Origin of the sequence: Curtobacterium sp. MCPF17_002, assembly GCF_003234115.2 — a bacterium.
In the GTDB taxonomy this organism is placed as follows: Bacteria; Actinomycetota; Actinomycetes; order Actinomycetales; family Microbacteriaceae; genus Curtobacterium.
On the sequence record NZ_CP126251.1, the window covers coordinates 188,348 to 200,423 of the forward strand.

Consider the following 12,076-nt stretch of genomic DNA (forward strand, 5'->3'; position numbering starts at 1 on the left):
GCCGCACCAGCATGAGCGAAGAGACCGCCGCAGACGTCCTGTCAGCCGAGGAGACCAGCGAGCAGCGCCAGGTCCGGCTCGACAAGCGGGCGAAGCTCCTCGAGTCCGGCATCGAGCCCTACCCGGCCGAGCTCCCGATCACCACGACGATCCCCGCCGTGCGGGCGCAGTACGCGCACCTCGAGACCGGCGAGGAGACCCAGGACGTCGTGGGCGTCGCCGGCCGCATCGTGTTCTCGCGCAACACCGGCAAGCTCTGCTTCGCGACCCTGCAGTCCGGCGACGGATCGCGCGTCCAGGCGATGGTGTCCCTCGCCGAGGTGGGCGACGAGTCCCTCGCGCGCTGGAAGGAGTTCGTCGACCTCGGCGACCACGTGTTCGTGCACGGCCGGGTGATCTCCTCGCGTCGCGGCGAACTGTCGATCATGGTCGACGAGTGGGCCATCGCGGCGAAGGCGATCCTGCCGCTGCCGAACCTCCACAACGAACTCAACGAGGAGACGCGGGTCCGCCAGCGCTACCTCGACCTCATCGTGCGCGAGGAAGCGCGCGCCACGGTCCGCGCCCGTGCCGCCGTGATGGCGTCGCTCCGCCAGACGTTCGCCGGCCACGAGTACCTCGAGGTCGAGACCCCGATGCTGCAGACCCAGCACGGTGGGGCCTCGGCGCGTCCGTTCGTCACCCACTCGAACGCGTTCGACACCGAGTTGTACCTGCGCATCGCGCCCGAGCTCTTCCTCAAGCGTGCCGTCGTCGGCGGCATCGACCGGGTGTTCGAGGTGAACCGGAACTTCCGCAACGAGGGCGCCGACTCGACGCACTCGCCCGAGTTCGCGATGCTCGAGGCCTACCAGGCGTACGGCAACTACGAGCAGATGGCCGACCTCACGCAGGAGCTCGTGCAGAACGCCGCCCGCGCGGTGACCGGCGGTCCCCTGCTCGTGACGCTGACGGACGGCTCCGAGTACGACCTCGGTGGCGAGTGGCCGCGCATCGACATGTACGGCTCGCTGTCCGAGGCGGCCGGCCGTGAGATCACGCCGTCGACCCCGCTCGCGGAACTGCAGGAGCTGGCCGCGGCCGAGGGGGTCGAGGTCGCACACGCCACGCACGGCAAGTACGTCGAGGAGCTCTGGGAGCACTTCGTCATCGACTCGCTCGACCGTCCGACGTTCGTGATGAACTTCCCGGTCGACACCTCGCCGCTCACCCGCGAGCACCGGACCCGTCCGGGCATCGTCGAGAAGTGGGACCTCTACGTCCGCGGCTTCGAACTCGCGACCGCGTACTCGGAGCTCGTCGACCCCGTCGTGCAGCGCGAACGCTTCGTCGACCAGGCGCGGCTCGCGGCCGGGGGCGATCCGGAGGCGATGCGCGTCGACGAGGAGTTCCTGCGGGCACTCGAGCACGCGATGCCGCCGTCGGGTGGCATGGGCATGGGCATCGACCGCCTGCTCATGGCGATCACCGGGCTCGGCATCCGCGAGACGATCCTCTTCCCGCTGGTCAAGTAGCGCGCGGCGGGGGACCCCAGCCGGGCGAGGTACGATGCTCCGGTGCCGCATGGAGTCGTGACCGGGATCATCTTCGCCCTGACGCCGACCGTCGTCGTCGGCCTCATCTTCTGGTTCGTGATGCGCGCCATCATGCGGGCTGACCGCACGGAGCGTTCCGCCTACGCCAAGGTCGAGGCCGAGGAGCGCGCCCGGTTCGAGCGCGAGCACGGCGTCCCCGCGCCGGCACCGGCCTCGGCCGAGTAGCGCCACCGGGCGACATCGACGTCTGAGCGTCCGCGCCCCGTCACCGGCCGTTCACCCGGACGACGTGTCCCGGGGTGAGCATCGTCGGCATGCCCACCACACAGATCCTCGCCGGCGGCACGCGCGCCGTCGCCGGCAGCCGGAGCGCCGTCATCACCGCACGGGGCACCGCCTTCACCGGCCGCAGCCTCGTCGGCGACATCGAGAGCGAGTACGACGAGTTCGACCGCGACGCCGATCTCGAGGTCTCCAAGCGACGCGAGGGGTGGCTCGAACCCTCCTGGTGACCCCCACCCGTTCGGATTTCGGGGTACGACGGCCGGATCGCTCAGATCCCGCCAGCCGTACCCCTTTCTTGTGTCCAGAGGACGCACGATCGTGGGGTACAGCATCGGAAACGAGCATGAAACATCGATGCAACGCCGGAAACACGGCGTCTTCCCCTTGATCTGCGGCGAGAAGGGGGACCAGACTGGTGGGGAGCTGTACCCCGTGGGGGACGGTTCCGATGATGAAGCACGGAGATCCCTGGGAATCGATCCGATCGGTTTGTGGGGTACACCTCACGACCGCTTTACTCGTGAACACCCCACCGAGGCCAACACCGTCGAACGCAGGGAGAGTCATCATGACGATCGCGACAGCAGCACCGAAGACGACGACCACTGGCACCACCGCGCGCCGCACCACGAAGAAGACGGCCGCAGCGAAGACCTCCGTCGCCACGAACGAGACCACCACGCTCGACACCGACGTCGAGGCCGACGAGCAGCTCGCCGGTGTCCGCGGCGCCTCGGTCGACCAGGTCGGCGACTACCTCCGTCACATCGGCCGCCTCGCCCTCCTCACCGCCGAGGAAGAAGCGCAGATCGCCCGCCGCATCGAGGTCGGCCTCTTCGCCGAGGAGAAGCTCAACACCGAGAAGGACCTCCCCAAGACCCTGCAGCGTGAACTCCGCTGGCTCGTCCGCGACGGTGAGCGCGCCAAGGAGCGGATGATCACCTCGAACCTCCGCCTCGTCGTGAGCATCGCGAAGCGGTACTCGCAGCGCGGGCTGCCGTTCATGGACGTCATCCAGGAGGGCAACCTCGGCCTGGTCCGTGCCGTCGAGAAGTTCGACTTCACGCAGGGCTACAAGTTCTCGACCTACGCCACCTGGTGGATCCGCCAGGCGATCTCGCGTGGTCTCGCCGACAAGGCCCGCACGATCCGCATCCCGGTCCACACCGTCGAGCTGATCAACAAGATCTCGCGCACCGAGCGTGACCTGACGGTGGACCTCGGCCGCGCGCCGATGCCCGACGAGGTCGCTGCCGAGCTGAGCATGAGCGTCGAGGAACTCGTCGACCTCAAGGGCCGTTCGCACGAGCCGGTGTCGATCCACACCGTGGTCGGCGACTCGGACGACAGCGAGCTGGGCGACTTCATCGAGGACGAGGACGCCGCGAGCCCGAACGAGCTCACCGAGACGACGCTCCTGCACCGCGACATCCGCTCCATCGTCGCCGAGCTCCCGAGCGACGAGGCGAACGTGATCCGCATGCGCTACGGCCTCGACGACGACAAGCCGATGACGCTCGACGAGATCTCGAAGATCGTCCACACGACCCGCCAGGCGGTCAGCCGTGTGGAGTCCCGTGCGAAGCTCCGCCTGTTCGCCAAGGCGGTCTCGCAGGACATGCAGCTGTACCTGACCGACTGAGGTCAGAAGGCTTCGGCCGGTGCGTGAGCGCCGGCACGGGGAACCGGGTCGTTCCGTGGGAAGGCGGTCCGGTGGGGTGATGGGAAGGCCCGCTCAGGCATCTGCCTGAGCGGGCCGTCCACGTCTCCGGGAGCCGTTTCCGGCCGCCGTCGCCGGACGGCGTCGCCGCACGCCGTCTGCGGGCGCGGTCTCCCGACGCCGTCATGCGGCCGGCCGCGCGGGCACCCGTCTGGCGCTCAGCAGCCCGAGGGAGCGGACGGCGATCGTGCCGACGAACAGCGTCGCGACCGCGACGACGACCCAGGCCAGGACGGTGCCGGTGGCTCCGAGCCCAGTGGCCGTGAGGACCCGCACGCCGTAGGTCGCACTGGCCGCCACCGTGAACGTCATCGCCCAGAACCCGACGGCGAACCCGGTGCGCAGGTACCTCCGCACGAGGGGGACGTGCGGCAGCAGGAACGCCACCATCGTGCCGACGAGCACCGTGTCCACCGTCGACCAGGTGCCGCCGGTGATCGTCCACCAGGCGTTCCCGGCGACGGCCGGTGGTGCGGACAGGATCGCCAGGGTGGGGAAGAGCGGCGGCGGGAGCGCGGGTCCCGAGGTGAGCCGGGCGAGCAGGACGGCGCCGATGAGCAGCCAGAACAGGATGCCGGCGGCGAAGAACCCGAGCGCGAGTGTCCGGTGGCCGATGACCGCGAAGGACTGCGCGGTGAGGAGCGAGGCCGCCACCGTCGGCAGCAGGTACCCGCCGTGCAGCGTGCCCGGTTCCCGTGGTTCGGTGAGCAGCGACGCGACGAACCAGGCGCCGAACGCGGTCGAGACGGCGGCGGTGGTCCACACCCCGACGGCACCGACGACCGGCAGCCACCCGGCCAGGTGTGCGCTGAGCAAGGACCCGACAGCGGGGACGAGCGCCGCGAAGGGCCCGAACACGGGGTGCCGGAGGTCGGCGCGGACGGCGCCGAGGCCGCCCGCGCCGACGAGGTACCGCACGATCGTGAGCACCCACACGAGCGCGGCGATGCCCCAGAGCACCTCGCCGACCACCGCGGGGGCGTGGAGTTCGGTGCCGGCCGCGGTCCAGGTACCGGCGATGCCGGCCGTCCCGAACGCGATGCCGAAGGTGTTCAGGGCGAGTCTCGGACGGGCCGTGCGGCCGTTGCTGTCCATGGGTGCCTCCTCGGGCGTGTGTCCGAGGAACCAAACCACCCAGGGCGGTTATTCCCGGTGCTGCTCCTCGACCTCGCGCCCGAGTTTCTGCCGCAGGTCCTGCGGGATGAGCTCGATGAGCTGGTCGGGACGCACCGGCAGGTCCAGCAGGCTGAGCTTCACCCGACCGGTCCGTCCGTGCCGCTCGGCGTCGAGCCGCACGACGCTGCCGGCGTCCTTCCGGAGCCGGACGTCGATCTGCGCCCCGGTGGCGACCTCGCCGACGACGAGTCCGTCGACCTCGAGCGCGGCGCTCCTGGTGCCCTCGGCGATGTCGAAGCGGTAGCGCTCACGAGCGGCGAGCACCACGGCGCGGTCGATCCCGGCCATCGGTGCGACCGGGGTCACGACGGAGCCGGACAGTGCGGGGGAGAGCACGGGACCGCCGGCGGCGTAGTTGTACGCGGTGGACCCGGCGGGGGTGGCGGCGACGATGGCGTCCGCGCGGTAGTAGCCGTAGCCGAGTCCGCCGACGCTGAGGTCCGCCGACACCTGCCCGGCACCGGGCCGTCGCACGATCGTGAGGTCGTTGAACGCGAGGTAGTCCGTGCGGGCGCCGCTCCAGAAGAGGCGGGCCTCGAGGGCGTGGTGCGGCTCGAGCTGGTACTGCCCGGCGGAGAGGCGTTCGAGTGCTGCTTCGAGCTCGGGTGGCTCGATCTCCACGAGGAACCCGACGTTGCCGTAGTTGACGCCGAGCACCGGTACCGGCCGCTTCGCCACGAGCCGCATGGCGCCGAGCATCGTGCCGTCGCCACCGAGCGCGACGACGAGGTCGACCTCTTCGGTGAAGTCCTCGTCCCCGATCACGTCGACGCCCCCACCGATGCGCTGGGCGTCGGCGCGCCGGGCGACGAGTCGCCCCCGCCCGGAGGCATTCCAGCGCTGCAGGGTGCGGACGGACTCCTGCACGTTCTTGGTCGGGTGGACGACGAGGCCGACGACGGGCTGCTCCATGCCCGAATCGTACCGATCCGTCCCCGGACGCCCCTGGCCCTCCCGACAGATGTGAGATATTCTGCATGTATGCAGACTGCCTCGCTCTCCGTTCCGGTGCCCACCCTGCGGCACGGCCGCGAGATCGTGCTCCTTGCCGAGCAGGAGTCCCGCGAGACCGGTTTCGGGTTCCTCGACGCCGAGCACCTGCTCCTCGCCGCCGTCACCCTCTGCAACGGGATGCCGCGGTTCCGGCAGGTGCTCGAGACGCACGGCGTCACCCCGGAGCGGGTCCGCGTCGCGAGCAGCGTCTTCGTCGGCGCCCGGACAGCAGCCCCGCACGCCGCTGACCAGGTCGCCTGCACCCCCGCCGCGGCCCGCGTCCTGGCCCGTGCCGCACGCCTCGCCGGCCCCGCGGGACGCGTCCGACCCCACCACGTGGTCCTCGCCGTCCTGGACGGCATCGACGACCCGTTCACGGGCGCCGCCCACGACGTCCTCGACCAGCTCGGCGTCGACCCGCGCCGGTTCCGGCGAGCCCTCCGTCGCGCGGTGCGGCAGGCGTAGTCGACGCACCGCGAGACGGGCCGGGAGGCGCCGTGCCAGCTGGCACCGCGCCTCCCGTCCGCCGTCCGGTCCGGGCCGCCTGCCCGCCCGGCGCAGCGAGGTCACGCCCACGGCGAACAGGGGCAGCCACGGGGCGGAGCGCTGGTTATTCTCGATGTACGTGACCGGATTCACACGAGTCCGGTGCAGCTGTCGGCTCCGTCACAAGGGGCCAAGGGAGAGCACATGTTCGAGAGATTCACCGACCGAGCCCGTCGTGTTGTCGTCCTCGCTCAAGAAGAAGCGAAGATGCTCAACCACAACTACATCGGCACCGAGCACATCCTCCTCGGCCTCATCCACGAGGGCGAGGGCGTCGCCGCGAAGGCGCTGGAGTCGCTCGGCATCTCGCTCGATGCCGTCCGCGAGCAGGTCCAGGACATCATCGGGCAGGGCCAGCAGCAGCCGACCGGGCACATCCCGTTCACGCCGCGCGCCAAGAAGGTGCTCGAGCTGTCCCTGCGCGAGGCGCTGCAGCTCGGCCACAACTACATCGGGACCGAGCACATCCTGCTCGGCCTCATCCGCGAGGGCGAGGGTGTCGCAGCCCAGGTCCTCGTGAAGCTCGGCGCCGACCTCAACCGGGTCCGCCAGCAGGTCATCCAGCTCCTGTCCGGCTACCAGGGCAAGGAAGCGGTCGCCGTCGGCGGCGAGCAGCAGCAGAACGCGCAGCAGGGTTCGCAGGTCCTCGACCAGTTCGGTCGGAACCTCACCCAGGCCGCGCGCGACGGCAAGCTCGACCCCGTCATCGGGCGCGAGAAGGAGATGGAGCGGGTCATGCAGATCCTCTCCCGCCGCTCCAAGAACAACCCCGTCCTGATCGGTGAGCCCGGTGTCGGCAAGACCGCGGTCGTCGAAGGCCTCGCCCAGGCGATCGTCAAGGGCGACGTGCCCGAGACGCTCAAGGACAAGCAGCTCTACTCGCTCGACCTCGGGTCGCTCATCGCCGGGTCCCGCTACCGCGGTGACTTCGAGGAGCGCCTCAAGAAGGTCACGAAGGAGATCCGCACCCGCGGCGACATCATCGTCTTCATCGACGAGATCCACACCCTCGTCGGTGCCGGTGCTGCCGAGGGCGCGATCGACGCCGCGTCGATCCTCAAGCCGCTCCTCGCCCGCGGTGAGCTCCAGACCATCGGTGCCACCACGCTCGACGAGTACCGCAAGCACTTCGAGAAGGACGCCGCACTCGAGCGCCGCTTCCAGTCGGTGCAGGTCAACGAGCCGTCGCTGCCGCACACGATCAACATCCTCAAGGGTCTCCGCGACAAGTACGAGGCGTTCCACAAGGTGTCCATCACCGACGGCGCGATCGTCTCCGCGGCGAACCTGGCGGACCGCTACGTGCAGGACCGCTTCCTGCCGGACAAGGCCATCGACCTGATCGACGAGGCCGGCGCACGCCTCCGCCTGTCGATCCTGTCGGCGCCGCCGGAGCTCCGCGAGTTCGACGAGAAGATCTCGACGGTCCGCGGGCAGAAGGAAGCCGCCATCGAGGAGCAGGACTTCGAGAAGGCCGCGTCGCTCCGTGACGAGGAGAAGAAGCTCCTCGGCGAGCGTCTCCGCCTCGAGAAGCAGTGGCGTGCGGGTGACGTCGCCGCGTCCGGCACCGTCGACGAGGGCATCATCGCCGAGGTCCTGGCACAGGCCACGGGCATCCCGGTCTTCAAGCTCACCGAAGAGGAGACCTCGCGTCTCGTCTTCATGGAGAAGGCCCTGCACCAGCGCGTCATCGGTCAGGAAGAGGCCATCTCGGCCCTCTCCAAGACCATCCGCCGCACCCGCGCCGGCCTCAAGGACCCGAACCGCCCCTCGGGCTCGTTCATCTTCGCCGGCCCCACGGGCGTCGGCAAGACCGAGCTCGCCAAGGCGCTCGCGGAGTTCCTGTTCGACGACGAGGGCGCACTGATCTCCCTCGACATGTCGGAGTTCGGCGAGAAGCACACCGTCTCGCGCCTGTTCGGTGCCCCTCCCGGGTTCGTCGGGTTCGAGGAGGGCGGCCAGCTCACCGAGAAGGTGCGTCGCAAGCCGTTCTCCGTGGTCCTCTTCGACGAGATCGAGAAGGCCCACCCGGACATCTTCAATTCGCTGCTGCAGGTCCTCGAGGAAGGCCGTCTGACCGATGGTCAGGGCCGCGTGGTCGACTTCAAGAACACCGTCATCATCATGACCACGAACCTCGGTTCGCAGGGCATCGCCGGTGGCCCGGTGGGCTTCCAGGTCGAGGGTGACTCGGCCGTCGGCTACGACCGGATGCGTGGCAAGGTCAACGAGGAGCTGAAGAAGCACTTCAAGCCCGAGTTCCTCAACCGCGTCGACGACACGATCGTGTTCCCGCAGCTGTCGCAGCCCGAGCTGCTGCAGATCGTGGACCTCTTCGTGAAGCGTCTGTCGGACCGTCTGCTCGACCGCGACATGACGGTGGAGCTCACGCTCCCCGCCAAGGAGCAGCTCATCAAGGTCGGGTTCGACCCGTCCCTCGGTGCACGCCCGCTCCGCCGCGCGATGCAGCACGAGGTCGAGGACCAGCTGTCCGAGCACATCCTGCAGGGTGAGCTCAACGCCGGCGACCACGTGAAGGTCGACTTCGCCGAGGGCAAGTTCACCTTCGAGACCGGGCGTCAGCCGGGTCGCGAAGAGGTCCTCGCCGGGGCTGCAGCGGTCGAGACCGCTGATGTCCCGCAGGGCGAGATCGAGTCCTAGGACCCGACCACACCTCGAACAGGAGGCGCGGTGCCGGCTGGCACCGCGCCTCCTGTCGTCCCGTGTGCGCGTCGTGTGTCCTTCGGCCCCCTTCCGGGGGTACGGTGAGGACTGCGTGAGGCGTTCCCCCCAACACCTCGCGCACAGCGATCGGCCGGTTCCCCCCAACAGGCCGAGACGCGGCCGGCCCCGGTCTGTTCGCAGACCGGGGCCGTTGCTCGTCCCGGGGCGGTGGTCGTCCGGGCCGGTGCTCGATCGGCGGAGCAGCGTCCGGGGGGTCAACGGGTGATCGTCGCCGCGAAGTCGCGGACGGCGGCGTCCCAGCGCTCCGGGTCCTCGTTCCACTCCAGCGTGTGCGCCGCCGTGCGGAACGCCACGGCTCGGACGTCCTGCCGGCGTGCGAGTGCGGCGACGTCGTCCGACGCGACGAGGACGTCGGCGTCGGAGTGCAGCAGGAGCGTCGGGGTGCTCCGGTCCAGCCAGCGCGTGACACCGATCGGGGTGGGTGCACCGGCGAGCCGTGAGAGGACCGCTGTCGTGGCGATCCGTGCCGCCACGGTGCCGACGATCCGGGGGAGGCGCGCGGCACCCACCGCGCCGCGCAGCGCCGACCGGACGTCGAGGAGCGGCGAGACCCCCACGATGCCGTCGACGGGCTCGCGGCCGGCGGCGACGGAGCACGCGAGCGCTCCCGCCGACCAGCCCTGCAGCACGACGCGCGAGACGCCGCGGGCACGGGCTGCCCGGACCGCGGCGACGATGCGGTCCACCGCGGCGGGGTCGAGCGAGCGCAGCGCGAGGTCGGTGGTGTCGATCACCTCGGACGTCGCCCCGAGTGTCCGCCACACCGCGAGACCCCGGAGCACCTGCCGTGGCCCGAGGGACTGCCCGTGCACGTGCACGACGTGGGTGTCCGCGGCGTCGGGTTCCTCGCCGGGCACGTCCTGCTCGGCGTCGTACAGCATCGCGTCCCACGCCCACTCGCCGACGGGGGCCAGGGCGTCGGTCCTCCGCCGGACGGTGTCGGTGCCGGTGCCGGTGCCGGTGCCGGCGCTCAGGACCTCGCCCACGCGCACGTGGCGGCCGTCGTGCGTGAGCCGGTACGTGCCCGGCAGGCGGGTGTCCCGTGTGGCGACGAACTCGGCCTCGGTCGCCGAGGCGCTCCGCACCGTGGCGGTCGCCGTGTACGGCGTGGGGAACAACAGCCGCCGTGCGACGAAGGCCCCGAGGCCGAGTGTGCCGACCGCGCCCGCCGCGGTACCGATCGTGGCGATGCGTCCGCCGGTCATGTGGTCTCCCTGGTGCGTCCGGTGATGGCTGCCGCAGCGGCGGGGACGTCCTGTCCCGCCTCGCGTGCACGGTCCTCGATCTCGACGGACAGTCGGTGCAACCGGGTCCGCCACTGGCGACGCTGCCAGACGATCGTGAAGTAGAGCCCGTGGTTGCCCGACTGGGTCTCGAGGCGGCGGAGCTCCGGCTCGAGGGCACGGAAGCGCCGACGCGTCCGGCGCCAGTCGCGGAACTCGCGTGCGGCGTCGGGCAGGACCCCACCGGCGGCACCGAGGGCGAGCAGCACCATCGAGGTGAGGAAGACCGGCGCGTAGACCGCCGACAGGACCCCGACGGCACCGGTGACGCCGAACACGTGCACGGCGTCGAGGGCGATCGCGATCACGGCGAGGAGCACCATCGCGGCCGCTCCGACCACGAACAGCCAGTACATCCGGCCGAGGGCGTCGCTCGTGCGGAACCCCCGGACGACGGCGACGGCGGAGCGGCCGATGACGACCGCGATGTACGTCATCTCGACGGCCGAGTACAGGGCCGTGGGCAGCTGGTCGCCGTACTCCGCCATGAACGACGACGTCGGGGTCGGCGCATCGATGAACGAGAACAGCACCACGAGCGCGACGAGGACCGCGACGCAGCCGATGAGCCGGCTCGGACGGAGCAGGTTCGCCGAGCGCGCCGCGGCCTCCACCGACTGCGCGAGTGCGAAGAGTCCGCACACCATCAGGCAGCGGCCGAGCAGGTCGGCGACGTTCGGTTCGTGGGTGACGCCGGCGAGGAACGCGAGGATGTCCGCCTGGTTGATCGTCAGGCCCACCGCGACGAACGCGCAGCACACCATGAGCCAGGTGACGCTCGCCGACTGCGTGCGCACGAGCCACAGCCGGGCGACGAGCACGACGAGGATGCACCAGACCGGGAGCGACCCCCAGACGTGCAGGGTCACCGGAAGATCCCGTGCTGCTGGCCGTCCGGGTCGAGCAGGCCGATCCGGAGTGCGAGCTGGTCGGCGACGAGCTCGACCTCGTGCTCGTGCGGGGTGTCGAGCGACCGGGTGAACGCGGTCCGTCCGGTGAGGAGCCCCGTGTAGGCCTGGTGGTCGCAGCCGCGGTCGTCCATGAAGACGTGTGCGAGCTCGTGCAGGACGCACGCCACCCGGGAGCGTTCGGACAGGTCGGGACGGGTCTCGAGCAGGGCCCGGTCGGTGCGCTGGATGAGGCGCGCCGACAGGTCGCCCGGCAGGTCGGCGGTGCGCACCTCGATCGGCTTGCCGAGTGCCGACTCCGCACGCTCGACGAGCTCCGGCAGCGACAGCCGACGGGGGAGTCCGAGCCGCTGCACCCGACGGCGGGCCTCGGTCTGGCGGCGGAGTGCGCCGAGGCGGTCGCGGTACCCGGTCACGATGCGCCCCCGGACTCGTCGAGGCGCCGCACCTGCTCGGTGAAGTCGCGGATCTCGTCGGCGGAGGCGAACTCCCCGAGCCGGCGGGTGGCGAACGCGACGACCTCGCGCTTGCGGAGTTCGAGCACGAGCTCGAGCTGCGCCTGCACGCGCTCGGGGACGTCGGTGCTCCCCGCGGGGTCGGTCAGGTACTCGGGTGGGACGCCGAAGTACCCGGCCAGGGCGGCGAGCAGGCGCTGGTCCCGCACGGCCGGGCCGTTGCCGCCGAGCATGTAGCCCCAGCGCGGCCGGCTCATCGAGGCGCCCTGCGTCTCGATCTCGGCCGCGATCTCCTTGTACGAGGGACGCTGGCCCGAGTTCGCCTCGACGACGTCCATCAGGAGCTGGAGCTTCCGGGAGAGTTCGCGCCGGTGCGCGTCGTCGTCGTTGTACTCGATCACGTCGTCCCACCCTTTACATCTGTCTCAGA

The 12,076-nt window shown here is 70.6% G+C and carries 12 protein-coding genes; 6 read left to right on the top strand and 6 right to left on the bottom strand.

All coding sequences use genetic code 11. From position 1 onward, the window contains the following. The first annotated feature begins 11 nt into the window (after positions 1-11). The 4 genes from lysS (at position 12) to DEJ28_RS00895 (ending at position 3,462) form a co-directional block, all read left to right on the top strand. Positions 12-1,514, top strand: a complete 1,503-nt coding sequence (gene lysS, locus DEJ28_RS00880) for a lysine--tRNA ligase (RefSeq protein WP_111114101.1) — start codon at positions 12-14, stop codon at positions 1,512-1,514. A 42-nt stretch (positions 1,515-1,556) separates the two neighbouring features. Beyond that, a complete protein-coding gene (locus DEJ28_RS00885; protein WP_111114102.1) occupies positions 1,557-1,760 on the top strand; it encodes a hypothetical protein in 204 nt (67 codons plus the stop codon). A gap of 89 nt (positions 1,761-1,849) precedes the next feature. After that, on the top strand, positions 1,850-2,047 hold the full coding sequence (locus tag DEJ28_RS00890; protein ID WP_146248772.1) for a hypothetical protein: 198 nt from the start codon (positions 1,850-1,852) through the stop codon (positions 2,045-2,047). A gap of 341 nt (positions 2,048-2,388) precedes the next feature. Then, positions 2,389-3,462, top strand: coding sequence for a sigma-70 family RNA polymerase sigma factor (locus DEJ28_RS00895; protein ID WP_111114104.1), 1,074 nt, complete (start codon positions 2,389-2,391; stop codon positions 3,460-3,462). A gap of 201 nt (positions 3,463-3,663) precedes the next feature. Here DEJ28_RS00895 and DEJ28_RS00900 read toward each other — a convergent pair whose 3' ends face one another. Then, positions 3,664-4,635 carry an SLAC1 family transporter gene (locus tag DEJ28_RS00900; RefSeq protein WP_111114105.1) on the bottom strand — a complete coding sequence of 324 codons (972 nt, stop codon included), beginning with the start codon at positions 4,633-4,635 and terminating at the stop codon, positions 3,664-3,666. A gap of 48 nt (positions 4,636-4,683) precedes the next feature. Further along, positions 4,684-5,628: an NAD(+)/NADH kinase gene (locus tag DEJ28_RS00905; RefSeq protein WP_111114106.1), complete on the bottom strand. Its 945-nt coding sequence runs from the start codon at positions 5,626-5,628 to the stop codon at positions 4,684-4,686. A 69-nt stretch (positions 5,629-5,697) separates the two neighbouring features. On the opposite strand from DEJ28_RS00905, the gene DEJ28_RS00910 reads away from it, so the two are divergent. Beyond that, positions 5,698-6,174 carry a Clp protease N-terminal domain-containing protein gene (locus DEJ28_RS00910; RefSeq protein ID WP_111114107.1) on the top strand — a complete coding sequence of 159 codons (477 nt, stop codon included), beginning with the start codon at positions 5,698-5,700 and terminating at the stop codon, positions 6,172-6,174. A 225-nt stretch (positions 6,175-6,399) separates the two neighbouring features. Next, on the top strand, positions 6,400-8,916 hold the full coding sequence (locus DEJ28_RS00915; RefSeq protein ID WP_111114108.1) for an ATP-dependent Clp protease ATP-binding subunit: 2,517 nt from the start codon (positions 6,400-6,402) through the stop codon (positions 8,914-8,916). A gap of 278 nt (positions 8,917-9,194) precedes the next feature. Here the strand turns inward: DEJ28_RS00915 and DEJ28_RS00920 are convergent, their stop codons facing one another. The 4 genes from DEJ28_RS00920 to DEJ28_RS00935 are packed head-to-tail and all read right to left on the bottom strand — an operon-like array spanning position 9,195 to position 12,047. Continuing rightward, the gene (locus DEJ28_RS00920) at positions 9,195-10,205 is read right to left on the bottom strand and encodes an alpha/beta fold hydrolase (protein WP_111114109.1); all 1,011 of its coding nucleotides are present in this window, start codon (positions 10,203-10,205) and stop codon (positions 9,195-9,197) included. Next, positions 10,202-11,152 (bottom strand): hypothetical protein, encoded by a 951-nt coding sequence (locus DEJ28_RS00925; protein WP_111114110.1) that lies wholly within the window; start codon positions 11,150-11,152, stop codon positions 10,202-10,204. The genes DEJ28_RS00920 and DEJ28_RS00925 overlap by 4 nt, the downstream gene beginning before the upstream one ends. Then, positions 11,149-11,607, bottom strand: a complete 459-nt coding sequence (locus DEJ28_RS00930; protein ID WP_111114111.1) for an SGNH/GDSL hydrolase family protein — start codon at positions 11,605-11,607, stop codon at positions 11,149-11,151. Before DEJ28_RS00930 ends, DEJ28_RS00925 begins: the two co-directional genes overlap by 4 nt. Continuing rightward, on the bottom strand, positions 11,604-12,047 hold the full coding sequence (locus tag DEJ28_RS00935; protein WP_111114112.1) for a hypothetical protein: 444 nt from the start codon (positions 12,045-12,047) through the stop codon (positions 11,604-11,606). The genes DEJ28_RS00930 and DEJ28_RS00935 overlap by 4 nt, the downstream gene beginning before the upstream one ends. Positions 12,048-12,076 lie beyond the last annotated feature (29 nt).

Coding starts and splice junctions, on each gene's coding strand:
- lysS (WP_111114101.1), top strand. CDS start 12: ATGAGCGAAGAGACCGCCGCAGACGTCCTGTCAGCCGAGGAGACCAGC.
- DEJ28_RS00890 (WP_146248772.1), top strand. CDS start 1,850: ATGCCCACCACACAGATCCTCGCCGGCGGCACGCGCGCCGTCGCCGGC.
- DEJ28_RS00895 (WP_111114104.1), top strand. CDS start 2,389: ATGACGATCGCGACAGCAGCACCGAAGACGACGACCACTGGCACCACC.
- DEJ28_RS00900 (WP_111114105.1), bottom strand. CDS start 4,635: ATGGACAGCAACGGCCGCACGGCCCGTCCGAGACTCGCCCTGAACACC.
- DEJ28_RS00905 (WP_111114106.1), bottom strand. CDS start 5,628: ATGGAGCAGCCCGTCGTCGGCCTCGTCGTCCACCCGACCAAGAACGTG.
- DEJ28_RS00910 (WP_111114107.1), top strand. CDS start 5,698: ATGCAGACTGCCTCGCTCTCCGTTCCGGTGCCCACCCTGCGGCACGGC.
- DEJ28_RS00915 (WP_111114108.1), top strand. CDS start 6,400: ATGTTCGAGAGATTCACCGACCGAGCCCGTCGTGTTGTCGTCCTCGCT.
- DEJ28_RS00920 (WP_111114109.1), bottom strand. CDS start 10,205: ATGACCGGCGGACGCATCGCCACGATCGGTACCGCGGCGGGCGCGGTC.